The sequence below is a fragment of the Clostridium nigeriense genome (genome assembly GCF_050585245.1).
GTDB lineage: Bacteria > Bacillota > Clostridia > Clostridiales > Clostridiaceae > Clostridium > Clostridium nigeriense_A.
In genome coordinates, this window is sequence record NZ_JBNOOF010000007.1 from 73,112 (window position 1) to 99,275 (window position 26,164).

Below are 26,164 nucleotides of genomic sequence, written 5' to 3' on the forward strand. Positions count from 1 at the left end.
CTGTATTTATTCGAATGATTGGGTGGTATAGACATCATAACATTCGTAAAATTAAATAATTTATAAAGAAATTCTATTATATAGAAGTTACACTGTCAATAATAAAATTTATGAATTGAAAAATAATAATAACTATTTTTCAATATGTTTTTGTGAGTTTATTATTATTTCTTTAGGATAGCCTAAAAAATTTAATAGTTTTAATGCATTTCCTGTATTGCAGATTCCTGGTTTTAATTTAAAATCAAAGGTTAAGCCTTCATTTTCATCTATATCTTCACAGAAATAATATCTTAAATATTTATCGTCACAGCTTTCAGCTAATTCTAAGTCGTGAGTTGCAACAATTGAAATAGCATTTTTATTCATAATATATTTTAATATTTCTTTAGATGCTGCTATTCTCTCTATTGGATTAGTTCCTTTAAATATTTCATCTATTATACAAAAAGCAGGAATTTCATCATCTAGAGAATTTAATATTCTAAGAACAGAATTACATTCTTCTAAATAATAGCTAGTACCAGATAAAACATCATCAGATAAACTTAATGAAGATATAATTCTAAAGAAGGAACCAGAATATTCATCACAAAGGCTCATGGAAATTGATTGAGATAATAATATGTTTGTAGCTAATGTTCTCATAAAAGTAGATTTACCAGCCATATTTGACCCGGTTAATATTACACCTTTATTTTTTAAGGTAATGCTATTAGGAACCCCATCTTCTAATAATGGATGAACAGCATTTTTAACTATTAATGTTTTATCATTATTATTTAAAAATTTAGGAATACAATAATTAGATACCCTACATCTATATGAAGCAACTGATATATAAGCTTCTAGTTTTCCTACTAATGCATATAATTCTATTAGGTTTTGTTTATTGCTTTTAACAATATTGATAATTGAATAATAAGAACGAATTTTTGTTAAGAAGAATCCATTTAGGGTTTCTGTAAATATGTCTAATTCACTAGAATTATAAATATATTTAGTTTTATTATCTATTTTAGAAACAGGTATAACCCTTTTATTTATTTCTTCAATATATTCTTTCAATGCTTCATCTTCAATTTTAGATATTTCTTTAGCAGCTCTTATAAGGTTTCCTAAATAGTTAAGTGAAGAAAGTTCATTTTCAACTTCTGCTGAAGCTCTCATTGAAATAAACATATAAATAACAAAAATCCCTATAAATCTTAGAAAATAATTAGATCCAATAAATAAGAAAAAAATTAACAGTATTAATGAAGAAAGAGCTATAAGATTAAATATTATTACCTTCCACTTCTTGATAATTGTAGTTGTATTAAATAAATCGAAAATTTCACCTTTTCTTTGTCTTCCAAGATTAGATAGGCTTTGTTGAATCTTTCCTCTTAAGTTGCTATCTTCAAGTAATTTTTCTATGATTTTATTTCTTTTTTCAAGTTCCTTTGAATTTAATTTAGGAGTTCTCAAAAGATAATATAGCATTTGTTCTCCAGGGGTAGATGAACATATGCTTATCTCCTTTAATAAATCATCTACATTTATATCATAAGCAGTTTGATCATCTATATTATAAAAGTCTTTTTCTTTTAGTTTAGTAGGTCCATATTCCTCATAAAATTTATGAATTTTATCAAAGTCAAATTTATTATCATAAGCTTCTGGCCAAGCTTTAATTAAGTATTGAATTTCTTCAATTTTTTTAGTTTTATCAAAAAAGTTAGAAGATATTATAACAAATAAGATAAATAATGCAATTCCTATTTGATAGGCTCTACCACCTATAGAAGGCCCTATTTTAAATGTTAAATATATTATTATTCCAGCTGTAACTATAGATACATATGTTGTTAATTTATAAAAGGGTAATTTGTTTTTCATAAAAACCTCCATTAGAATTTATTGGGTAAAATTACATATTTAATTATATCATGTAAATTAGAACTTGTACTACTGATAATAAATCTATGGATTTATGATTAATAAAGGTATAAAATAATAGATAGAATTAAAGAAAATGGAGTGATACGATTGGACAATAAGAATAGGCCAATAGGTTTTTTTGATTCAGGAGTAGGTGGATTAAGTGTATTAAAAGAAGCAATAAAAATAATGCCTAATGAGGATTATATATATTTTGGGGACTCTAAAAATGCACCATATGGAATGAAAAGTGTGGAAGAGGTAAGAGAATTAACATTTAAGGCAGTAGAAATTCTATTAAGTAAGGGAGTTAAGGGAATAGCCATAGCATGTAATACTGCAACTAGTGCAGCTGTTGCAGATTTAAGAAAGTTGTATCCCAATTTGCCTTTAGTAGGAATAGAGCCAGCTTTAAAGCCAGCAGTAGAACTTAATAATAAAGGTGATATATTAATTATGGCTACTGCTATGACATTAAAGGAAACAAAATTCAAAAGATTAATGGAAAAATACAAGGATAGAGCTTCAATAATTCCAGTTCCATGTCCAGGACTTATGGAGTTTATAGAAGCAGGAAAGTTTGAAGGTAAAGAGGTAGAAGGATATCTTTTAGATAAAATAAATACATATAAAAAGGGTGAGATAGCATCTATAGTTTTGGGGTGTACACATTATCCGTTTATAAAAGGAACTTTAGTTAATATAGTTGGAAAAGATATAGAAATTATAGATGGTGGCTTAGGAACAGCTAAGGAACTTAGAAGAAGATTAAATGAAAAGAATTTGCGAACAGATTCACTTAATGAAGGAAAGATTGAAATAATTAATTCATCTAATAAAGATGAAATTATAGACTTAAGTTATAGATTATTAAAAGGATAGAATAAAAGCTTATAAGATTGAAAAATTTTATAAGCTTTAAAAAAATATTTGTTAAAATGTTGACAAAATACGAAGAAGTTGATATATTGTAGTAAAGAGAATATTCAGAAAATTTAAATAAATTCTAGGGGGAGATTTTATGGAAATTAAGGTAAGAGATATATTAGGAGAAGATATAACTATAGAGGATGCTATATTATTAAGAGAAATGATTAGAAATAATTTAAATGTTGGGGTATCTTTAGACTTTGAAGGATTTAAAAGAATTCCAACAACATTTTTAAATGTTTTATTAGGTGATTTAATAAATAGCTTTGGAAGAAGCTTAATTTTTGAACAAGTTAATGTTAAAAATTTATCAAATTATACTGATTATTCAAGAGTGGTACTAGGAACTACATTTAAATATTAACAAGATTATATTGATGTAAAATAATAAAAATATTTGATTTAAAACTCCTAAGGGAGTTTTTTTCTTTAATATACAGTAAAGCATAAAAAGTTAACCCGGTTAATGACTATTTATAGCTTTAATTCTTCAGTGCTTAAGTAAAACTATTAATTTTATATGTATTAGACTTTGTAACTGTAATTATCTGTTGTTTTTGTTACCAAATAATATATAATTACTATAAGAGATAAATAACTTTCTTAGTTAAAGGATTTGTTTTATAAGGATTTATAAGTGCAAACTTGTTAATAATAAGAAAGAATTTAGATTGGAAGGAGATTTAATATGAAAAACCCAATAGTAACTATAAATATGGAAAATGGAGGAGTTATTAAGGCTGAATTGTATCCAGAAGTAGCTCCAAATACAGTGAAAAATTTTGTAAGTTTAATTAATAAAGGATTTTATGATGGAGTTATATTCCACAGAGTAATACCTGGCTTTATGATTCAAGGCGGATGCCCAGATGGAAATGGAATGGGTGGCCCAGGATATAGCATAAAAGGAGAGTTTTCTAGAAATGGTTTTAAAAATGATTTAAAACATACAAGAGGAGTTCTTTCTATGGCTAGAACTATGGTTCATGATTCAGCAGGAAGCCAATTCTTCGTAATGGTAGAAGATGCACCACATTTAGATAATCAATATGCTGCCTTTGGTAAAGTTATTGAAGGAATGGAAGTAGCTGATGCTATAGTAAAATCTAAGAGAGATTATAATGATAAGCCTTTTGAAGATCAAAAGATGGTTAAAGTTACTGTGGATACTTTTGGCGAAACATACGATGAGCCTGAAAAAGTAGGAAGATAGTAGATAGGGGGAAGAGAGAGGTTTATGCTTAGTAATAATAAATGTATATTAGCATATTGTTTGCCAGAAGAAGAATTGAATACTTTAAAAGAAGATGGGTTTAAGGTAATAGAGATTTCAGCAGAAATGGCAGAAATGACTATTTCAAATATATTAGATGGATTAAGGTTCGAAACTGTTAATGCTAATTTACCAAATGAAACAGTTATTTTATTTAATGATTTTTCGGATGAAGAAATTAAAGAAGCTATAAGTAGTATTAGACAAAGGTTTAAGGGTGGAATTTTTGCGGCAGTGACACCAAATTCAATTAAGTGGAAGATTAGCTATTTAGTAGAACATTTAATTGAAGAAAGGGAATGGTATTTAAAAAGTCAGAAGGGAAGAGCTTAAGTGAGTAGAGTTGGCGAGAAGATAAAGGAAGCTAGGCTTCAAAGTGGAATGAGTCAAAAGGCTTTAGCAAAGAAATTAGGAGTTGCAGAAAAGTTCATTAACGAAGTTGAGATGGGAAGAAGAATAGCTCAAGAGTCTTTTATAGATAAGGTATCCAAAATATTAAAGTCTGATTTTAATGATGTTAGCATGGTAGTAACAGATGAGGCTTTATTAGAGGAGAAAAAATCTATTAAGGAGGCTAAAGACAATTTTCATAGAAATAATAAGGCTAATGAAGAGGAAGTTTGGACTAGTGCCTTTTCATCAGTATTAAAGAATGTTCCTATATTTGATTATACTTTGAGAAATAATAAAGGTTTTAAAGAGCTACCTATTCATTCAAATAAGGTAGAAGGATTTTCTCAAGATAAGGTTTTATATTTAGAAATTCAAGATGATGAAATGTCTGGATTCAGAATATTAAAAGGAGACTTAGCTTTTTCAAGTTTAGCAAAAGAGCCAAGTAATAATGGAATTTTCTTAGTTGATTATAAAGGGAAAAGAGCAATAAGGCAAATAAAGTTATTAGGCAACTCAAAGGCTTTATTAGTAAGTAATGGTGGAAGTCTTTTAACTGAAACTATGAACTTAAATGAAATTTCTGTAGTAGCTAAGTTAGAAAGATTAGAAATAAGATTATAAGATTATAAGAGATATATTATTTTAGCAAATAGTATATCTCTTATTTTTTTGAGAAATATCTCACTTTATTTTTTAATAACATATATTGGTATAAATGAATTAAAAGAGGTGATATATATAGAAAATTTAAGCTCAAGCAAGATAAATTCAACATTAGGTCTAATACAAAATATGCCTAAAGGGCTATTAAGTAAGTTAGGTGTTAATTTTGCAATTAATAATCAAGTTGGAAATATAATAGAGGTAACGATTATATCAGCAGATACACCAGAAAATGTGAGAAGGTTAGTAGAAAGTCTTGATGGAAAATATGAAGATCTAGGATATGGCTTTGGAATAGTTACAATTTCTGTTGAAAATATAGTAAATCTTGCTAATAGTTCATCTATACAATATATAGAATTACCTAAGCAATTATTTACTACTGACTCTATAAGCAATAGGGCAGCTTGTGTAAATACAGCTAGAGATACTTATGGAATACAAGGAGAAGGAGTTTTAGTTGGGTTTATAGATACTGGAATAGATTATACTCATCCAGCTTTTAGAAATGAAGATGGAACTACAAGAATAGATTATATATATGATTTAAGTACTGGAGGTAATATATACAATAGAGATGATATAGATAATGCACTAAAAAATTCTGATCCATATTCTATAGTACCATCTTATGATACTGTTGAGCATGGAACTCATGTAGTAGGAATAGCCTGTGCTGGAGGTCCAATAAATCCAAAGTATTATGGCGTTGCACCTAAAAGTTCAATTGCTATGGTTAAGTCTACTAGGGGTAATTTTGCATTAAGCAGCAATATTATGAAGGGCTTAAAGTTCTTGATAGATGCAGGAAAAGAATTAAATAAACCTTTAGTAGTTAATATTAGTATGAGTACTAATGATGGAGCACATAATGGAACGAGCCTTTTAGAACAATATATATCAACAATATCAACCTTAGAGAGAATTACTATAGTAATCGCAGCAGGTAATGAGGGTGATGCAGCACATCATATTGGTGGAAATTTAGAGAGAGAAAATAGGATAGCTATAAATGTAGCTGGAGATGAGGCTGGAATTTTATTTAATTTATATAAACCAGTATTATCAGATATTTCTATTAGAATTAAAAGTCCTACAGCAGTTATTAGTGGAGAGGTAGTTGTAAGGGAAGGGTATTATGAAGGAATAATAGGTCTAGATAGATACCAAATTTATTATTCAGGGCCAAAACCCTTTGATATAATAGGAGAAATAACTATTGCTATATTAACAAACAGACAATATATTTCATCAGGTCAATGGGAAATAACAATAAACTTGTTAAATAATTATAGTGGAGTATATGATATGTGGTTACCTATATCTGAGGGTCTTAATGTCAATACCAAATTTTTACAACCGACAGTTTTGAATACTTTAGGGATACCAGCAACAGTTACTAATATTATTGCAGTTGGAAGCTATAATTATTTAACTAATACTATATCTTCTTTTAGCGGAAGAGGAAGGAAGACTATATATCAACCTATTCGTCCAGATTTAGTGGCACCAGGTGAAAAAATAATGTCAACTATTCCTAATAGAAGCTTTGATTCTAAAAGTGGTACATCTATGGCAACACCTCATGTAGCTGGAATAGCAGCTTTAATGATGGAGTGGGGAATATTAAGAAGAAATGATCCCTATCTTTTTGGTGAAAGGCTTAAATATTATCTAGTAGTTTCTGCAAAGAGAAGCAGAACAGATATAACATATCCAGATCCAAGCTGGGGATATGGTGAGGTTTGTTTATATTCTGCTATTGGAAAAATAATTGAGAATATAGGTGTTACTATGAGGTCTAGGAAAGGTGAATATGAAATGATAAAAGACTTTAAAAGTTATAATACATTAAGAAATGAATTTCAGCCATATAAAATAAATAGTAGGAAACCTAACTTTGATAATTTTATTAGTAGAGCTCGGCAAGATACTAATGGAGAGGTTGTAGGATTCTTTGTTGAGTATAATTCTTTAGATGATTTAAAGAAAATAAATGATATTCCCGGAGCTTCAGTTGTTGTGATAGATAATAATTATGCAGTTGTATATATACCTTTCAATAGAGTTTCTGAAATAGAACCATATATAAAAGATATAGCTTCTATAGAAGTTCCAGCAATTTATACATTGGAACAAATATCTCCAGTTGAAGCTAGTGGAGCTACTTTATTTCATAACAACCCATTACTTCAATTAAATGGACGAGGAGTTGTTGTAGGTATTATAGATACAGGAATAGATTATTTAAATAAAGAATTTATGAATGAAGATGATACTACAAGAATTTTAAGGATATGGGATCAAAATTTAAAAGATAGTCAGGATATATATGGTATGAGATTTGGAGTAGAGTATAAGGCTGAAGATATAAATAGAGCTATTCAGGCAAGCAAAAGTGGAGGGGATCCATATTCAGTAGTAAATAGTAAAGATGATATAGGGCATGGAACTTCTGTCGCAAGCTTAGTAGGAGCTAGAGGGTATAATCCGGATGTTATAGGAGCAGCACCTAATTGTGATTTTGCTATTGTAAAGTTAAAAGAAGCACCAGAGATAGTACAAAAGCAAGCTGGAGTTAGTACAATGGGAGTAGGAAGATATACAAGTGTAGAAGTTATATTAGGAATTATATATTTATCAAGATTAGCAAGTGATATTAAAAGGCCAATGGTGATTTGTATTCCATTAGGAACTAATATTGGAGCTCATGATGGAACAAATGAAGTTGAAACATCTATAGATACTGTAAGCAATCAAGTTGGAGTTGTTTGTGTAACTGGAACAGGAAATGAAGGGGATACTGATACTCATACAGAAGGGAGATTTGAAAAGGCCGGAGAAATTAGGAATATAGAAATTAGAATTGGTAAAGGTCAAAAAGATTTAAATTTTCAAATATATGTACAAGAACCAGATAGGGTATCCCTTGGAATAGTATCCCCATCAGGAGAAGTTGTAGAAAAAATACCAGCAAAATTAAATAGAGTAGAAAATGTAGGGTTTATTTATGAAGGAACTAAGATGAGGATTTCTTATTTATATCCAGATCCAGTTACAGGTTTAGAAGTAATAAGCATTGAAGCAAGGGGATTAAGAGAAGGTATTTGGCAGTTTAGATTATATGGAGATTATATAGTTGATGGAAGGTATTGGAGCTGGCTACCACAAAGAAGTCTTTTAGATGCAGATACTAAGTTTTTAAGTCCTAGTCCATATATTACATTAACTATGCCTGGGACATCCAAAAGAGCTGTTGTGGCAGCTTTTTATGATCAAAATAATAATGCAACTGTTGGACAATCAGGAAGAGGATTTACTAGAGATGGCAGAATAAAACCTGATTTAGCAGCAGGGGGTATCAATGCCATGGTAACTACTCCAGGAGGTGGAACTAAAACTATAAGCGGTTCTTCGGTGGCAACAGCAGTTACAGCAGGGTGTTGTGCTCTTTTATTTCAGTGGGGAATTATAGATGGAAACGATGCTAATTTATATGCTACAGAAGTTAGAAGCTATTTTATAAGGGGAACAACTATGAGAGCTGGGGATATTTATCCTAATGAACAGTGGGGATATGGAATTTTAAATATTAAGGGAGTATTTGATGCATTAAGAGAAAACTTATTAGGAGGAGTTGAGAAGACTAGAGGGTATGATGAATATAGCGTAGGAGGGTTATTTATAAGAAGACCTAAAGATTTATAACAAAAATAAAAGAACAAAATCATAGATAACACATATATTAATTAGAAGAGAAATAATTAAGGAGTAATATATGGCTCAAGGCAGATTAAAGGTTCAATGTTTTGTTAATGAAACTTATATACCTGTTGACAATACGAAAATAACTATAAGGCCGTCAGCAGGTGGTCCGGATACGCAAGTAATAACACTATCTACCAATTCTATGGGAGAATCTCAAATTATTGAGTTAGAAGCGCCACCATTAGAATATTCAGAACAGCCTACAGGACAAGTTCCTTATAGTATGTATGATATAAGAGTTGAAAGAGATGGATTTCAAAGTATTTTAATAAATAGGTGCCAAGTTTTTCCGGATGAATTAGCGATACAACAGTGCAATCTTATAGAATCTTCAGGAATATTAACTAGAATGGAAAATATAAATATACCACCAAATACATCAGAAAATCAACAAGATGGGAATATAAATGAAATAATAAATATTGGACCTAATACATTAAATGGAAATTATCCAGAGAAAATTCCAGAAGAAGAGGAGAAGCCACTACCACCACCAACAAGTGGAGTAGTTTTACCAAAGCCTGTTGTACCAGAATTTATAGTAGTACATGCAGGAGGGCCTAACAATACATCAGCACCAAATTATAAGGTGCTTTATAAAGAGTATATAAAAAACGTAGCATCTTGTGAAATTTATTCAACTTGGTCAGAAAATACTATAAGATCAAATGTATATGCTATAATTTCTTTTACATTAAATAGAATATACACAGAGTGGTATAGAGGAAAGGGAAAGAATTTTGATATAACTAATTCAACGGCTTATGATCATGCTTTTACTTATGGAAGAAATACATTTGAAAGTATAAGTGCAGTAGTAGATGATATATTTTCAACTTATATAAGAAGAATAGGAAGAAAACAACCATTATTAGCACAGTATTGTGATGGCAAAAATGTAACTTGTCCAGGGTGGATGACTCAATGGGGAAGTAAGTATTTAGGAGATCAAGGCAAGACTCCGTATGAAATATTAACTAGCTTTTACGGTAATGATATAGAATTAGTAACTGCAGAACAAGTTAAGGGCATTCCTAAATCATTTCCAGGATATGATTTAATAGTAGGTTCTACTGGACCAGAAGTTCAATCAATACAAGAATATCTAAATAGAATATCTCAGAACTATCCATTAATTCCAAAGGTATCACAAGATGGAGTGTTTGGAGAAAATACAGCCGAGGCAGTTAAGGTATTCCAACAAGTATTTAACTTGCCACAAACAGGGATAGTAGATTATGCAACCTGGTATAAAATATCCGATGTTTATGTTGGGGTAACTAGAATTGCTGAACTTAGAGGAAGTGTAAGATCAGTAGAAAGGATATTCATACCTCCAAGATCCTTTGATAACTATTATGATAAGACAGTTCCAAGGTTTAATTATTTCGATGATATGGCATAAAATTTTTTATATTAGATTATCATATAGCTGAATTTAGAAACTCAAAAACTAAAGCTTTGAGTTTCTAAATAAAAGCCAAGTGAGGGCATAAAAATTCATAATTCCGAAGAATGAGGAATTATTACCTTAATTTGTAGAAGTAAATATGTTATGTTAGGGCGACTTGGAGCTTGCGACGGAGCAACTAATATAACATATTTACTGTAATTCTTTTCTATGTTTTAAATAAAAATATACTGTTTGGCTTATAAATGCTAAACTAAGTAGCCCAAACAATGGATATAAGGCACCTATAAGATTCGAAAATCCTATTCTAGATATAGGTAATGCAATTAAAATAACTATAAATATTCCCTTTTTAAAATCTATATGAAAGGTATTATCTAAGGTTTTGCTTATTGAATACACATCTGAAACTTCAGTAGAGAACATTTCAAGCCAGATTACTACTAATAATAGAGCTTGAATTATATTACCGAAAGGTTGAGCTATTAATAGTAATGGTATTTCATACTTATGTATATATGGTTGGTTTATCATTAGTAAGAAATTAATAGCAAAGATTAAGGCAACTAATCCTATTGACCCTACAACAATACCATAGAACATAGTTTTAGGTTTTCTTATTTGATTGCTTAAAGGAACTAAAACTCCTAAGCAGCAAAGTGTATTATATCCAGCATATAGGATTGTAGATAGAGCTATTCCTGTTTTTTGAGGTTGGAATTTAGTCATTTGCTCAAAAGAAACTAAATCTTTACAAAACATAAAATATAAAATGGTAATAGTTGTTATAGTTACAACTAAGGTTGGAACTATAAAGGAATTTACCTCTATTAACCCATCTGTATCTCTTAGCAAAAAGAAGATAGCTAGCCCTATCATAATCAAAGATCCTGCAATTTTAGGTATTCCAAAAAATTGATTAATTAAAGCTCCACTACCAGCTAAAATTATAGAAGCACTTGAAATTAAATAAAGTGTAGTTATGACTCCTGTAATTTTACCAAGAAGATTTGGACTAACAACATTTATAACGTCTCCATAGGAGTTTAGCTTATACTTAATACTTATTTTGGAAACTATTGAGCCTAAGGCAATATAGAAGATTCCACAAACTATAATTCCTAAAAAGCTAACTATACCATATGATGTAAAAAACTCTTTAATTTCTTGTCCAGAAGCTAGTCCTGCACCTACTATAGTTCCTATAAAAACTACAGCTATTTGAAAAATCTTTGAAAGTTCATCCTTCATTTTAAAATCCCCCTAATTCATCTCTACTAACAATATATATAAGTTATTAGTGTTTTATTCTTAAAAATGAATAAGCTATCTAATCTTAGGAAAAATAACCTTAAGGAAGCTTTAAGGAGGAATGAAATTGAAGAAAAAGATTTTATCATTAACTTCACTATTATTATTTATTCTAATGCTATTTTCAGCATGCACAAAGTCGATGGATAAGTCAGAAGATATAGAGATATTTAATCCTAAAAAATCCTATGAAGTTGCGGATAAATATTTAGAACTAATTAAAAATAATAATATTGAAGAAGCAAATAAGTTATGTACAGAAGATTTAATAAGTAATAATAAAGAAATATCAACAGGAACCTCACGAATTATAGCCTATGCTCCTGATAATTTAATAGAATCTTCAAAGTCAGCATTTATAACTTTTAATGTTATAAGAAATTCATCATCAGAACCTAAGTGTGATTTAGATAACTATGCAATTAAGGTTATAAAAGAAGGTGATGAATATAAAATAGATGAAATAAAAGCAACGAATTTGAAGCAAGTTTTTGTTAGAAATAAATCTTTAAGGATGATTAATGAAGATGGAGGAAAAAGTGATTTAATTATTTCTTTAAATAATATTCCAAAAGATGTTTACTTAAAGGAAAATGGGCTTATGTTATATAAGGAAAAGGTGCCAGCAGAGAACTTTGGACCAGTTTCTTTAGGATATAAGGGAAAGAAGATAGCAATATCAACTACTAGTGATAATAGAGCTTTCATATCTATTGCCTTTATAGAAGAAAGTAAAGAGACTCAAGGGCCAGCAACACAAGGCGAAAATGAAGGAAATACTCAACAACAAGGAGGAAATGTTGAAACTGGATTAGAAGAATTAACAGATAAACCAATAGCAAAGAAGGTTATTCCTTTAGATATGCTTAATGAAGTTAAATTAGATAATTTAGTTTTTACTCAAGAAGAAAGATATTTAATTGTTGAATATATGAATTCAAGTGATGTTAAAAGAATGAAGGTTTATAATAGTGCAACTGGTGACTTAGTATCCTTAAACTTTGATGAAATGTTTTCCGATAATAAATATAATATAGAATTACTTGAGTTTGAAAAGGATGAATTGAAAATTAATGTTTCAGCTAAAGATGGAATAAAAGATTTAGATAATGAAATTCTTGGAGAGTATAACATAGATATAGAAAAAGAAGAAATTAAAAAAATATAGAAAACTCTTAACATATAAAAATATTGTAGTAGAATAAAAGTACAACTTAAATAAAAGAAAGTGGTACTTTTATTTTTTGGAGGAATTTATGAAAAGATGGAATGATAAAAGATATCATAGTTTGAATTATTATCTTAGAAATAAGTTTAATGAGAAGGTGTATAAAATATCTTTAGATGGAGGTTTTACTTGTCCAAATAGGGATGGAAAAGTTGCTAAGGGAGGCTGTACTTTTTGTAGTGCAAGAGGATCAGGGGACTTTGCAGGTAGTAGAATCTTATCAATAACTAAGCAATTTGAAGATAGAAAAGATATGATGGAGAAAAAGTGGAAGAATGGAAAGCTAATCGCTTATTTCCAAGCTTATACAAATACTTATGCTCCAGTAGAAGAGCTTAGGAGTAAATATGAAGAAGCGTTAAAACAAGAAAATGTAGTTGCCATATCTATAGCGACAAGACCAGATTGCATAGATGATGATGTTTTAGATTTCTTAACTGAATTAAATGAAAAGACATATTTAATAGTGGAACTTGGATTACAAACTATAAATGATGAAACTGCAAGAAATTTTAATAGGGGATATGACTTTGAAGTTTTTGATAATACATTAAAAAGATTATTAGAAAGAAATATTGAAGTAGTTGCTCACACTATCTTTGGATTACCAGGAGAAACTGAAGAAGATATGTTAAAAACTGTTGATTACATAGCTCATTCAGGTGCTAAGGGAATAAAGTTTCATTTACTTCATTTAATGAAGGGAACTAAGATGGTAGAACAATACGAAAGTGGAGAGCTAAAATTATTAACTCAAGAGCAATATATAGACCTAGTATGTAGGGGAGTGGCTAGAATACCAGAAGATATGGTAGTTCATAGGCTTACAGGAGATGCTCCTAGAGATTTATTAATAGGTCCAATGTGGAGTTTGAAGAAGTGGGAAGTCTTAAATGCTATAGATAAAGCATTAGAAGATAATGATATATGGCAAGGAAAAGATTTTAAATAGATATAAATTTATAACATTGGGGGAATTTATATGAAATTAGATGTAATTATATCTGCTGATAACATAAAAGAAGAGTATTTAGAAGATAAGATAGTAGTTGTTATAGATATGTTAAGAGCTACATCTGTAATAATAACTGCATTAGCAAATAAGGCAAAAGAAGTATTTCCTATACTTACTGTAGAAGAAGCCTTCAATAAGAAAGAAGAACTTTTAAGAGATGAGAAAGAAGTTTTACTTGGTGGAGAAAGAAAGGCCTTAAAAATAGAGGGCTTTGATTTTTCAAATTCACCTCTAGAATATACTTTAGAAAAGGTTGAAGGAAAAACTGTAATTTTAAGTACCACAAATGGCACAAGAGCAATTAATTTAAGTTTAAAGGCAAAGGAAATACTAATAGGAGCTATAATAAATGCTAAAGCAGTTACAGAAGAGTTGAAGAAACTTAATAAGGATGTAGTCTTTATTAATGCAGGAACAAATGGAGAATTTTCTATGGATGATTTCATTTGTTCAGGCTACATGATAAGTCTTTTATGTGAAAAAGATAATCATGAGCTTTCTGATATAGCAAAGACAGCAAAATATATTTATGAAAATAATACAAACCTAATTGACTATATAAAAGATGCTAGACATTTTAGTATTTTAAAAAGCCTAAATTTAATGAAAGATTTAGAATACTGTTGTGAAAAGGATATTATAGATATAGTGCCTAAGGTAGAAAAGAGTACAAAAAGTATTAAATATAGATAGTTGATAATAAATTTCAATTATTTGAAATTTTTAGTTGACAATGAATATGAAAAGATATATTATAATATTAGATTGATAATCAATATCAATTAAGTAACTAAATATATTATTAAAAGCTCCACACTTCTAATAATATACTATATAAATATATATAATTAAACTCCTATATTATAGAATTTATTTCAGTAAAAGATGGCTAATAGATATTTTAGCCATCTTTCATTTTTTATATAAATATAAGAATAAACATAATGAATTATATGTATTTCAAAAAGAAAGTTGGAATTTTACAATAGAACAATAAAATATACCAGAAAATATACCAGAAAATATTTGGTAGTATTACCATGGTAAAAATATGGTTAAATTGAATACATTAGGCAAAATAAGGTGGGTTTATTATTTAAAATAAAGCCATCTTATTTTGATAATGGTGCTAATTAGGACTAAATTTTGATTTATAAAAATCTTATCAGAAAAATAATGTGGATTTTGATTGGAAAAAATGAGGAAAAAACATAATAAATAACTATAGTTAGAATATTTTCAATAATTAGAAACTAACTCATATTTGGGACATGCAGTTCTTATGTTACTATAAGTGGGACACGAAACATTAAATCTGAAGGGGGATTTACAAATGATTAAATCAAAATTAATTATGGTAATATCATCAATAGGATTGGTGGCTACATTAGGTGCAGGAGGTGTTTTACTAAGTTCTAATGGAGAAATTCCTAAAGATAATATAGTAAAGACTGAAAATAAAGAAGTAGCATTAAATGAAGCAGGCGTAGTAGAAGGCAATGATGCTGACACTGATAATGATGTAATTAATAAGGAAGTTGATTCAAGTAAAGAAGCTGCAAATAATGAAGTTGTAATTAACGATGATAATATAAGTTTAAATAATGATAATATAAGTTTAAATAATGATAATGTTGTTAGCTCAAATAGTGAATCAGATGATTCTGCTGAAGAAGTAGAAAGTGGAGTGGAAGGAGTATCAAAATATAGACCGTCAAATAATAAGCCTTCATGCAATAGGCCGTCATACAATAAGCCGTCGACTGATACTAATACTCCGAGTGATACACCATCACAGGATACTAATACACCATCTGAAACTCCAAGTGATCAGCCTACAGTTTCAGATAGTAATTATATAGCTGAAATCGAACAAGCTATATTCCAAAGAGTTAATCAAGAAAGAACAGCAGCAGGGCTTCCAGCTTTAAGTTATAACACCACTATGGAGCACTATGCTAGAATTAAGTCTAAGGATATGGGCGATAATGGATATTTCTCACATGAAGACCAACAAGGAAATCTAATAACAGTTCAAATGAAGGCTGATGGGGTGTCCTATAGAGCATGGGGAGAAAATATTGCATATATTCAAGGAATGAATGATAATAGTGCTCTAGCAACTAAATTTATGGACAACTGGATGAATTCATCAGGACATAGAGCAAATATATTATCAACAAACTTTAGTAGTATAGGAATAGGTGTGTATAAGATAGGAAATACCTATTATGCTACACAAGAATTCTATAGATAATAAAATTTAAACTTTTGATTGAAATCCAGCTTTTTGGCTGGATTTCTTTTTATATACAATTATTTACAATAGATTAACTTAGTGATAACATATGGAAAAGTGATTTATTTAATTAGTTATAGGGATTTATGAGAAGAATTAAAATAAGTAATTTATAGGGGAAGGTATATGGACAATAGGAGAATAGTAATAAAACAAGATGTATTAAATGCGTTAAAAAAAATAGGTGTTAAAAATGGACATAATATAATTGTGCATACTTCAATGAAGAGTTTTGGATTTATTTGTGGTGGACCGCAGATTATAATTGAAGCATTGATAGAGTCTGTAGGAGAAGATGGAACAATTATGATGCCAACACAGACATGGAAGAATCTAGATCCATCTTATGGAGTTCATTGGGAAGAACCAAAAGAATGGTGGGATATTATTGGGAATAATTGGCCAGCCTACAATAAAGAAATTACCCCAACGAATTCAATGGGAGCTGTAGCAGAAATGTTTAGAAGATGGCCAGGGACTATAAGAAGTAATCATCCAGTAAGATCCTTTGCTGCATGGGGAAAAAATGCAAATTATTTAGTAAATAACCATAGTTTAAGTGATATTTTTGGTGAAACTTCTCCAGTTGCAAAGCTATATGATTTGGACGGATATGTATTATTATTAGGAACTGGATATGATAAAAATACATCTATACATCTTGCAGATGAAAGAGCAAATTATCCATCAAAGCACATAGAAGAAAATAGTTGTGCAGTATTAAAAGATGGAAAGCGTGAGCGGATTACTTATTCAACATTATATGTTGATGGTGAAGATTTTATAGATATAGGTAATGAATTTGAGCAAAATTATGAAGTTAAAAAGATAAAAATCGGAAATGCAAATGTAAGATTTATGAGACAACGTGATATTGTAGATTTTGCTGTTAAATGGATTGAAAAGAATAGAATATAAATAGATTACTAACATTAAGGGGAAAATAATGTGGATAATATTAATGAGGGTGTGGATATATATAAGTTTGCGATGACTTGGAGCAAAGCTATGGAATAAGAAAAAATAGGAATTAAGCTTTGCTTAATTCCAACCATTTTTTAGAGATAGTTAAAATATCATAGAGGGATGAATTGGAGTTTACGATGGAACCAAGATATGATATTTCAACTATTTTTTAAACAACTTGGAATATAAAGAACTTTAGATAGTAAGACTCATCAGAGTTCCATAAGATTGGATGGTCAGCACTTTGAGTTCTTATTTCTACTTGTCTTAAAGTCCTTCTAGCATCATGAGCTGCTTCTTGAACTGTCTTTTTTAATTGTTCTTCACTCATATAGTGAGAGCAAGAGCAAGTTGCAAAGTAACCACCTGGTTTAACCATTTTTAAACCTCTAAGATTTATTTCTTTATATCCTCTAATAGCAGATTTTATTGTATTTCTTGATTTAGTAAATGCAGGTGGGTCTAGAATTACAACATCGAATTGTTTTCCTTCTCTTGACCAATCTCCAAGAACATCAAAGGCATTATGACATTCGAATTTAACTGTATCTTGTAGGTTATTAAGTTCTGCATTTCTTCTAGCACAATCAATAGCATGTTGAGATACATCAATACCTAAAACAGATTTTGCTCCTGCGATTCCTGCATTTAAAGCAAAGGATCCTGTATGTGTGAAGCAATCTAATACATCTTTATCTTTGCAAATTCTATGCATTGCTGCTCTATTTTCTTTTTGGTCTAAGAAGAATCCTGTTTTTTGACCATTTTCTAGATCAACTATGTATTTAACTCCGTTTTCAATTATTTCTATATTAGTATCAAAAGGTTCAGTTAAGAATCCCTTAGTTTGTTCAAGACCTTCAATTTCTCTAGTCTTAATATCACTTCTTTCGTAAATACCTTTAGCATTAAATTCATTAACTAATACTTTAACTATTATATCTCTATACTTATCCATTCCTAAGGTTGATATTTGAATTACATAATAATCTTCAAATTTATCAACTGTAAGGCCAGGTAGAAAGTCAGCTTCACCGAAAATAAGTCTACATGATGAAGTATCAATAACTGTTTTTCTATATTCATAAGCTGCTTCAAATCTTCTTTTAAAGAAATTATAATCAATTTCTTCATCTATATCTCTGGTCATAATTCTGATAGTTATTTTACTTCTGTCATTTATATATCCTTTTCCTAGAAAGTAATTTTTATGATTATAGACTTCAACTATATCACCATTTTCATATTCTCCATCATATTCATTTATTTCATCAATATATATCCAAGGTCTACCTTGTTCTGCTTTTTTATTTTTACCTTTATGTAAATAAAACTTACTTGTCATGCTTTATCTCCTTCCAAAACTAATCTTATAAGATTATATCATACCTATAAGAAAATCAATATTAAAGTTAATCAATATAAAATAATAAGCATATCAGTTATATCTTATATATAAAAATAAAAAATAAAATATAAAATTTAAGTAAATTGTTAAAAAATAACCTATAAATAAATTGACTTTAATAAAATAAATGATATAATGTTATCAATAAAGCAAATGTAATAAAATGTAACGATGGATATATTTAACCATTTATGCTATTAGATTATATTAAAGTATATATATGTTTTGGGAAAATAAGGGGTGAATATATTAACTACATTATTGTTACGAATAATAAAAAGGGGGAAAATTATGAAAAAGAAATTTATATCTTTACTAGCAATGGGCTTAAGCTGCATGATGCTACTTGCAGGTTGTGGAAGTAAGGGAAATGATGATTCAGGAAATGGAGGATCTAGCAGTGTACAAATGGATAGTGAACAAGTGTTAAACACTATTTATTTTAATGTAGCTACTTTAGATGCAAATGATACTACAGATAACCAAAGTTCTACTATTCTTAATGCAGTAGAAGAAGGATTAGTAAGAATTGAAAATGATGGAAGTGGCGATGAGATAGTACCAGCTGGTGCAGAAAGTTGGGAAACATCAGAAGATGGATTAACATGGACATTCCATTTAAGAAAAATGGATTGGTCAGATGGGGAACCAGTAGTAGCTCAAAATTATGTTGATTCATTTATGAGAATATTAGATCCAGACAATGGATTTGCTTATTCTTTCTTAGCTTATGATATTGAAGGAGCAGAAGAATACAATACAGGTTCAGGTTCAGCTGATGCTGTAGGAGTAAAAGCTATTGACGAATACACTTTAGAATTTACATTAAAGAATCCAGTACCTTACTTTGTATCAAAAGTATCTTATACAGTATTCCACCCAATTAGATTAGATATTATAGAAAAATTAGGTGATCAATACGCTAGTAATATTACAGATAGAGTATATAATGGACCATTTAAGATAGAAAGTTGGGATAATGGTAACTCAATGGTATTAGTAAAAAATGATACTTATTGGGATGCAGATAATGTACATCTTCAAACAATTAATATGACAAATATTAAAGAGTTTGCTACTCAAGCTCAATTATTTGAAGCTCAAGAATTAGATATATCAGGAGCTCAAACAGATTATCTTGAAAAATGGACAGAGCAAGCAAAGGCTGGTGAGTTCCAAGAACTTACAGGGGAAGATCCAGGAGTATTCTATTTATACTTTAATCAAGATAGTGAAACATCAAATGGAATATTAAAGAATGCTAAAATAAGAAAAGCTATTGGCTTAGCATTAGATAGAGATGTTTATACTAAGGATTTAGTTGGTAGATATGAATCAGCTTATGGATTAATACCAACTGCTATAAATTCTGGAGACGAAAAATATAGAGATAAAGTAGAAGGACCATTAGCAGATGATGCTAAAACTTATGTAAATAATAAAGAAAAACTTCAAGAACTATTTAAAGAAGGTTTAACTGAATTAGGACTTCAAACAGATGACTTAAGTCAATATGAATTAACATATTTAGCTCAAGGAGATTCAGAGTTAGCAAAACAAAGAGCTGAATGGTTAGCTCAACAAATCAATGGAAACTTAGGAATAAAAATTAATGTTGAAACTCAAGGTGACTGGGGAGTTTATTTAAATCTAATGGACAAGCAAGAGTATGATTTTACAATGACTGGATGGTCAGCAGATTATAATGATCCAATGACTTTCTTAGACATATGGGTATCAAATGGTGGAAATAACCATACTGGATATGCTAGTGCTGAATATGATGCATTATTAGCATCTGTAGCAAAAGAAACAGACGAAGATAAGGTAACAGAAATTTATAAAAAATTAGAAAATAAATTAGTAGAAGAAGATGCTGTTATTTCACCAGTTTATTATACTGATAAATATTCATTCTATCAAAACTATGTTAAAGATATGCAATTCCCTTCATTTGGTTCAGTTTATGAATTTAAACATGCATATATACAAGGGAAAAATTAATTAAGCTAATTATTTGTATGTTAATGCACATCGACTAATGTTGATGTGCATTAATTAAATATAAAGGAGAGAAGTATATGGCAAAGTACATTGTGAGAAGATTTGTTGAAATGGTTATTACACTTTATTTAATTGGAACAGCAACATTTTTTCTTTTAGCTGCAATTCCAGGAACTGCGATTGATAAAAAAATTCAAAAGCTTCCAGAACAAACAAAACAAATTGTTATAGCTAAATATGGTTATGATAAGCCTGTTGTTGAAAGATATTTTATTACTTTGAAGAACTATATTTTAAAAGGTGAATTTGGTGAGTCTTTAGTACATGCAGGAGATACAGTCTCAAGTATAGTTAAAAATAAGATGCCAGTATCATCAAGACTTGGAATACAACAAATAGTAGTAGGTGTATCATTAGGTATTATTTTAGGTATTGTTGCTGCAATGAACAGAGGGAAGACTATTGATTATGTGATTCTGGTGGGAGTAATGCTACTTGCCTCAGTACCATCTCTAGTATTATCCTTATTACTACAAAAATATTTAGCAAAGGGAGCCATATTAAATCTTCCTATAATAGGTTGGCCAAAGGGAGCTGATCTTTGGTTTGGGGGATGGAAGTATACTATTTTACCAACAATAGCAGGAGCAGGTGCATATTTATCATATTATGCAAGATTAATGAAAACTAGTATGTTGGATAGTATAAATCAAGATTATACACTTACAGCAAGATCAAAGGGATTGTCAGAATCAGCTATAGTTAGAAAACATGTTCTTAGAAATTCATTTATTCCAATAATTACAGTATTACCAGTAGCAATATCAGGAGTAATTTCTGGTTCTTTCTTTATAGAGAGAGTTTTTGCTATTCCAGGGGCAGGACAATATTTTATTCAAGCAGCAAACGATAGAGATATTCCAATACTTATGGGATTAACATTACTGTATGCATTAATTTATCTTATAGCAATATTTATAACAGATATACTTTATACAGTTGTAGATCCGCGTATAAGATTAGTTAAGTAGTTAGAGGTGGACTTTATGAAAAAATTAAAGGTAAAAGATAAAAGATTTGAATTTGTAGATTCATCTACATTAGAGAGTGATTTAGTAGTTAGGCCTAATATTAGTTATTGGCAAGATGCTTGGAGAAGACTTAAAAAGAACCCTGTTGCTATGGGAGCCTTATTTGTGTTAATTGCACTTATATTGATGGCAATATTTGCACCAATTATTAGAAATATGGATTATGAAACAGTTGTAACAACAAAGAAAAATTTATCGCCAAATAGTGAATTTTGGTGGGGAACTGATGCTATGGGAAGAGACTTATTTACTAGAGTTTGGATAGGAACAAGAATATCAATAAGTGTAGCTATTATTGCTACTGTAATAGATATAGTAATTGGTTGCTTATATGGAGGCATAGCTGCATATATGGGCGGAATAGTAGACGAAGTAATGATGAGAATTGTTGAAGTATTAAATAGTATTCCATATTTAATAATAACTTTATTAATTTTAGTTGTTTTAGGAAACGGATATTTTCAATTAATGTTAGCTTTATGCTTAACTGCATGGACAGGTACAGCAAGAATGATAAGAGGACAAATTCTTCAATTAAGAGAAAGTGAGTATGTCTTAGCAGCTGAGGCTCTAGGAGCATCTCCAATGAGGATAATATTGAAGCATTTATTACCAAATACAATTGGATTAATAATATTAGACGTTGCATCAACAATTCCAAGTGTAATAGTTTCGGAAACAACATTATCATTCTTAGGATTGGGATTAAATATTCCAGCATTTAGTTTAGGATCATTATTATCAGCTGGACAACAAGCTATGGCATTTTATCCTTATCAATTATTATTCCCTACTATAATTTTATGTTTATTAATATTATCATTCAACATTTTAGGCGATGGCTTAAGAGATGCTCTAGATCCAAAATTAAGACAATAGGAGGTATATAAGGTATGGAGAAGTTAGTAAATAAAAATGAATCAATTCTAGATGTAAAAGATCTGAAAGTATCTTATCATACTTATGCAGGGGAAGTTCAATCCGTTAGAGGAGTATCTTTTGATGTTGATAGAGGTGAAGTATTAGCTATAGTAGGAGAATCAGGATGTGGAAAAAGTGTTACAGCTAGAGCAATTATGGCATTAATACAAGCACCACAGGGCGAGATTAAAAAGGAAAGTAAGATACTTTATAATGGAGAAGATATATTATCTTATGATAAGAAGCGAATTAGAGAATTTAGAGGTGGGGAATGTGCAATGATATTCCAAGATGCATTAACATCTCTTAATCCAACTATGAAGGTTGGTAATCAAATAGTTGAAAACTTAGTCGCTCATAGAAATATGGATAAAAAGTCTGCAAGGGAAGAAGCTATAAAAATATTAGAATCTGTAGGAATTCCAAATGCTGAAAAGAGAATAGATCAATATCCACATGAATTTTCAGGTGGAATGAGACAAAGAGCTATGATTGCTATAGCAGTTGCTTGTGATCCTAAAATTTTAATTGCGGACGAGCCTACTACAGCACTTGATGTTACAATTCAAGCACAAATACTTGAGCTTATCAATGAATTAAAGGATAGGCTGAATACAGCAGTAATATTAATTACTCACGATTTTGGAGTAGTTGCAGGGATGGCAGATAAAATTGCAGTAATGTATGCAGGACAAATTATAGAAAAAGGTGAAAAGAGAGAAATATTCTATGACCCTAAACATCCATATACTTGGGCACTATTAAATTCGGTTCCTAGATTAGGATGGAAGGGTAAGCAATTACTAGATACAATAAAAGGAACACCTCCAGATTTAATTGCGCCACCAAAGGGATGTGCATTTGCAGCTCGTTGTAAATATTGCATGAATATATGTTTAGAAGAGGAACCAAAGGAATATTCATTCGGAGATATACATAAGGCTAAGTGTTGGTTATATAGTGAAGAGCTTCCTGAGGAAATCTTAGCTAATATTAAGGAGGAAAGAAAAAATGGCTAATGAAGAAAATATAATTTTAGAAGTAAAAAACTTAAAAAAGTATTTCAAAATTGGAAATAAAGATATTCTAAAAGCAGTAGATGACGTTTCATTTGCCATAAAAGAAGGAGAGACCTTAGGATTAGTTGGAGAATCAGGATGTGGTAAGACAACATGTGGAAGAACTGTTATTGGATTGTATGATAAAACAGATGGAGAAATTTATTATAAAGGCAAATCAATAGATGGAATTAAAGGTAAGGAAAAAAAGCAATTTAATAAAGAGGTACAAATAATATTTCAAGATCCATATGCATCATTAAATCCGAGAATGACTGTTGCTGATATAATTTCAGAAGGAATAGAGATTCATGGATTGGCTAAATCAAAAGAGGACAAGAATAAAAGGATTTATGAATTATTAGAGCAAGTAGGATTAAACAAGGAACATGCAAATAGATTCGTTCATGAATTCTCCGGTGGACAAAGACAGAGAATAGGTATAGCTAGAGCTTTAGCTGTTGAACCAAAATTCATTTTATGTGATGAGCCTATTTCTGCATTAGATGTATCAATTCAAGCACAAATAGCTAATTTGTTAATTAAGTTACAAAAGGAATTGGGCTTAACATACTTGTTTATTGCACATGACTTATCTATGGTTAAGCATATTTCGGATAGAGTTGCAGTTATGTATTTAGGAAGTATGGCTGAATTAGCTGAATCAGATGAATTATTCAATAATCCTAAACATCCATATACAGAAGCATTGATGTCAGCTATTCCAATAGCAGATCCAGATGTAGAAGAAAGTAGACAAAGGATTATGTTAGAGGGAGATGTTCCAAGTCCAATTAATACACCTAAGGGATGTAAATTCCAAGGTAGATGCAGTAAATGTATGGAGATATGTAAAAAAGAAATTCCAGAATTTAAGGAAATTAAAAAGGGGCATTTTGTCGCTTGTCATTTATATTAATTAGATCTTGGGAGATAAACATATGAAAAAATTAATTGGAGCATTGAAGGATTTTATTAAGTGTATTATTGTTGGAAGCCTTATATCATTAGTAATTATTTTAGTGGTTGGAATAATTTCATTATTAGTATCGAAATTTAATTGGCAACAAGCATTACAAGTTGTAAGAAGCGCATTTCTTATAATTGGACCACTAGGAATGATTTTAGGAGCTCTTTTAATACTAAAGAAAAGAGATGAAAAAGAATTATTATTTATTGATCAATGGAAAAAAAGGTACAATGTATTTTCATATAAAATTGTTTTAATAGTAGTTAGTTTAATTATTGTTTTATATGGAGGAGCTATAGATTGGTTTATAATTAGTTTTAAATAATAAACTAATTAATTTTATATTAAGGTTTGACTATAAATCCCATTCTTTAAGGAGTTTGGGATTTTATTTATTTTGAGGGAATATAAAATATAAATAACAATAAAATTATAGTATAAAGCAATTAATTTGGAGGATATTATATGATATTTAATGCTATTGTTGTACCAACACCACAAAGAATTAGAAAATTTGTGGAAGATAAAATAGACGAATTAGCTTGTAAAAGTATAACTAAAGAAATTAGTGAAGATAAAGAAGTAGAACATATTAATGTTACAAAAGATGTTTTTAAAAACTTTGGATTATCAATTAGAATATTTTAATAAAAAAACCACCTGTTTTTATTACAGGTGGTTTTAGGGGAGATATAATCTATATGCTAATATAGTTTGGGGGAACTATATTAGTTATTTTCCAGATGTTTATCAATCAAATTTTGGATTGTAGGGGTACATCTGTAGCCTCTGCACCCACCTGTACAAGCTCCTGTTGTCTTAGAAACTTCTTCTACAGTATGAGCTCCGGCTTTGATTGCATCTTTAATTTTGGATCTTGGTATTGCCTTGCAAGTACAAACTTTAGTAATCTTATCAAGGACTTGTTCGTTTAAGTTATTTTCCATTTATCTTTCCTCCTAATATAAAGAAATAGATTAAGGAAAATAAAGGGGATAAAAAATAAATTTTTAATATTTATTCTTTATGCTTATATTATATAAGCACTGGAATAGAAAGTCAATACTAATTGATAGAAATTATTAATTAATTTTAAGTATCAATTTTATTCGATTTATCAGGTATATTACTATTTTTTCTTAAAATTATTAAAATATTCTCAAATAGAGACTTTTATATTATTTTAGTTTGTAGTAAAATAATTATATAATTTATAAAATTAAAAACTAAGATTAGGAAAAGTACTTAATTGGATACTTTAAGAGAGTAGCTGGTTGGTGTAAAGCTATAGAGAAAATTAAGGAAAATCACCTAGGAGTTTGAGGCTGAAAGGTTATTTAGCTTATTAAGTTTTTCACGTTAGCCTGCGTTAAGGGATAGAGTATGTTTGTACTCGAAAATAATGGTTTCCTATAAGTTATAGGAGACTTATAACCTTAGGTGGTATAGCGAATATCTTCGTCCTATTGGACGGAGTTTTTTTATTTTACAAGGATAATATAGATGTATTTCTGAATAATTAGTTACTT

Annotated in this window: 23 protein-coding genes and 1 other annotated feature; of the genes, 19 read left to right on the top strand and 4 right to left on the bottom strand. The window is 29.5% G+C overall.

All coding sequences use genetic code 11. The features are described from left to right. Nucleotides 1–132: 132 nt before the first annotated feature. Nucleotides 133–1,881, bottom strand: coding sequence for a MutS-related protein (locus tag ACQPUY_RS11940; protein ID WP_430841459.1), 1,749 nt, complete (start codon nucleotides 1,879–1,881; stop codon nucleotides 133–135). A gap of 150 nt (nucleotides 1,882–2,031) precedes the next feature. Between ACQPUY_RS11940 and murI the strand changes: the two genes are divergently transcribed. The 7 genes from murI to ACQPUY_RS11975 all read left to right on the top strand — a co-directional run bounded on the left by murI (nucleotide 2,032) and on the right by ACQPUY_RS11975 (nucleotide 10,358). After that, the gene (gene murI, locus ACQPUY_RS11945; protein ID WP_430841460.1) at nucleotides 2,032–2,805 is read left to right on the top strand and encodes a glutamate racemase; all 774 of its coding nucleotides are present in this window, start codon (nucleotides 2,032–2,034) and stop codon (nucleotides 2,803–2,805) included. Nucleotides 2,806–2,944: 139 nt separating this feature from the next. Then, nucleotides 2,945–3,217 carry an STAS-like domain-containing protein gene (locus ACQPUY_RS11950; protein WP_430841461.1) on the top strand — a complete coding sequence of 91 codons (273 nt, stop codon included), beginning with the start codon at nucleotides 2,945–2,947 and terminating at the stop codon, nucleotides 3,215–3,217. Between the two features lie 324 nt (nucleotides 3,218–3,541). After that, entirely contained in the window at nucleotides 3,542–4,066 is a 525-nt protein-coding gene (locus tag ACQPUY_RS11955; protein WP_430841462.1) for a peptidylprolyl isomerase, read from the top strand. Nucleotides 4,067–4,090: 24 nt separating this feature from the next. After that, nucleotides 4,091–4,459: a DUF3783 domain-containing protein gene (locus ACQPUY_RS11960; RefSeq protein WP_430841463.1), complete on the top strand. Its 369-nt coding sequence runs from the start codon at nucleotides 4,091–4,093 to the stop codon at nucleotides 4,457–4,459. Next, complete coding sequence (locus ACQPUY_RS11965) at nucleotides 4,460–5,143, top strand: helix-turn-helix domain-containing protein (RefSeq protein WP_430841464.1); 684 nt, start codon at nucleotides 4,460–4,462, stop codon at nucleotides 5,141–5,143. It abuts the gene before it with no gap. A gap of 108 nt (nucleotides 5,144–5,251) precedes the next feature. Next, nucleotides 5,252–8,893: a S8 family serine peptidase gene (locus ACQPUY_RS11970; RefSeq protein ID WP_430841465.1), complete on the top strand. Its 3,642-nt coding sequence runs from the start codon at nucleotides 5,252–5,254 to the stop codon at nucleotides 8,891–8,893. Nucleotides 8,894–8,963: 70 nt separating this feature from the next. Then, complete coding sequence (locus tag ACQPUY_RS11975) at nucleotides 8,964–10,358, top strand: peptidoglycan-binding domain-containing protein (protein WP_430841466.1); 1,395 nt, start codon at nucleotides 8,964–8,966, stop codon at nucleotides 10,356–10,358. A 198-nt stretch (nucleotides 10,359–10,556) separates the two neighbouring features. Here ACQPUY_RS11975 and ACQPUY_RS11980 read toward each other — a convergent pair whose 3' ends face one another. Then, entirely contained in the window at nucleotides 10,557–11,615 is a 1,059-nt protein-coding gene (locus tag ACQPUY_RS11980) for a YkvI family membrane protein (RefSeq protein ID WP_430841467.1), read from the bottom strand. A 127-nt stretch (nucleotides 11,616–11,742) separates the two neighbouring features. Here ACQPUY_RS11980 and ACQPUY_RS11985 point away from each other — a divergent pair, with 127 nt between their 5' ends. The 5 genes from ACQPUY_RS11985 (at nucleotide 11,743) to ACQPUY_RS12005 (ending at nucleotide 17,135) form a co-directional block, all read left to right on the top strand. Further along, on the top strand, nucleotides 11,743–12,843 hold the full coding sequence (locus ACQPUY_RS11985; RefSeq protein WP_430841468.1) for a hypothetical protein: 1,101 nt from the start codon (nucleotides 11,743–11,745) through the stop codon (nucleotides 12,841–12,843). 88 nt (nucleotides 12,844–12,931) lie between these two features. Then, nucleotides 12,932–13,855 carry a TIGR01212 family radical SAM protein gene (locus tag ACQPUY_RS11990; RefSeq protein WP_430841469.1) on the top strand — a complete coding sequence of 308 codons (924 nt, stop codon included), beginning with the start codon at nucleotides 12,932–12,934 and terminating at the stop codon, nucleotides 13,853–13,855. Nucleotides 13,856–13,885: 30 nt separating this feature from the next. Further along, on the top strand, nucleotides 13,886–14,611 hold the full coding sequence (locus ACQPUY_RS11995; RefSeq protein WP_430841470.1) for a 2-phosphosulfolactate phosphatase family protein: 726 nt from the start codon (nucleotides 13,886–13,888) through the stop codon (nucleotides 14,609–14,611). Nucleotides 14,612–15,251: 640 nt separating this feature from the next. Further along, nucleotides 15,252–16,175 carry a CAP domain-containing protein gene (locus tag ACQPUY_RS12000; RefSeq protein WP_430841471.1) on the top strand — a complete coding sequence of 308 codons (924 nt, stop codon included), beginning with the start codon at nucleotides 15,252–15,254 and terminating at the stop codon, nucleotides 16,173–16,175. Between the two features lie 168 nt (nucleotides 16,176–16,343). Beyond that, on the top strand, nucleotides 16,344–17,135 hold the full coding sequence (locus tag ACQPUY_RS12005) for an aminoglycoside N(3)-acetyltransferase (RefSeq protein WP_430841472.1): 792 nt from the start codon (nucleotides 16,344–16,346) through the stop codon (nucleotides 17,133–17,135). Between the two features lie 217 nt (nucleotides 17,136–17,352). Here ACQPUY_RS12005 and ACQPUY_RS12010 read toward each other — a convergent pair whose 3' ends face one another. Beyond that, nucleotides 17,353–18,528: a class I SAM-dependent rRNA methyltransferase gene (locus ACQPUY_RS12010; RefSeq protein ID WP_430841473.1), complete on the bottom strand. Its 1,176-nt coding sequence runs from the start codon at nucleotides 18,526–18,528 to the stop codon at nucleotides 17,353–17,355. A gap of 354 nt (nucleotides 18,529–18,882) precedes the next feature. Between ACQPUY_RS12010 and ACQPUY_RS12015 the strand changes: the two genes are divergently transcribed. The 7 genes from ACQPUY_RS12015 to ACQPUY_RS12045 all read left to right on the top strand — a co-directional run bounded on the left by ACQPUY_RS12015 (nucleotide 18,883) and on the right by ACQPUY_RS12045 (nucleotide 25,283). After that, entirely contained in the window at nucleotides 18,883–20,595 is a 1,713-nt protein-coding gene (locus ACQPUY_RS12015) for a peptide ABC transporter substrate-binding protein (RefSeq protein WP_430841474.1), read from the top strand. Between the two features lie 77 nt (nucleotides 20,596–20,672). Beyond that, the gene (locus tag ACQPUY_RS12020) at nucleotides 20,673–21,626 is read left to right on the top strand and encodes an ABC transporter permease (protein WP_430841475.1); all 954 of its coding nucleotides are present in this window, start codon (nucleotides 20,673–20,675) and stop codon (nucleotides 21,624–21,626) included. 15 nt (nucleotides 21,627–21,641) lie between these two features. Beyond that, the gene (locus ACQPUY_RS12025) at nucleotides 21,642–22,565 is read left to right on the top strand and encodes an ABC transporter permease (RefSeq protein ID WP_430841476.1); all 924 of its coding nucleotides are present in this window, start codon (nucleotides 21,642–21,644) and stop codon (nucleotides 22,563–22,565) included. Nucleotides 22,566–22,579: 14 nt separating this feature from the next. Further along, nucleotides 22,580–23,626 (top strand): ABC transporter ATP-binding protein, encoded by a 1,047-nt coding sequence (locus ACQPUY_RS12030; protein ID WP_430841477.1) that lies wholly within the window; start codon nucleotides 22,580–22,582, stop codon nucleotides 23,624–23,626. Then, on the top strand, nucleotides 23,619–24,584 hold the full coding sequence (locus tag ACQPUY_RS12035) for an ABC transporter ATP-binding protein (protein WP_430841478.1): 966 nt from the start codon (nucleotides 23,619–23,621) through the stop codon (nucleotides 24,582–24,584). The genes ACQPUY_RS12030 and ACQPUY_RS12035 overlap by 8 nt, the downstream gene beginning before the upstream one ends. Before the next feature lie 22 nt (nucleotides 24,585–24,606). Then, nucleotides 24,607–24,960 (top strand): hypothetical protein, encoded by a 354-nt coding sequence (locus ACQPUY_RS12040; protein WP_430841479.1) that lies wholly within the window; start codon nucleotides 24,607–24,609, stop codon nucleotides 24,958–24,960. 140 nt (nucleotides 24,961–25,100) lie between these two features. After that, a complete protein-coding gene (locus tag ACQPUY_RS12045; protein WP_430841480.1) occupies nucleotides 25,101–25,283 on the top strand; it encodes a hypothetical protein in 183 nt (60 codons plus the stop codon). 80 nt (nucleotides 25,284–25,363) lie between these two features. Here ACQPUY_RS12045 and ACQPUY_RS12050 read toward each other — a convergent pair whose 3' ends face one another. Next, on the bottom strand, nucleotides 25,364–25,582 hold the full coding sequence (locus ACQPUY_RS12050; protein WP_430841481.1) for a (2Fe-2S)-binding protein: 219 nt from the start codon (nucleotides 25,580–25,582) through the stop codon (nucleotides 25,364–25,366). Between the two features lie 272 nt (nucleotides 25,583–25,854). Then, nucleotides 25,855–26,104: a binding site (T-box leader), on the top strand. Nucleotides 26,105–26,164: the final 60 nt, after the last annotated feature.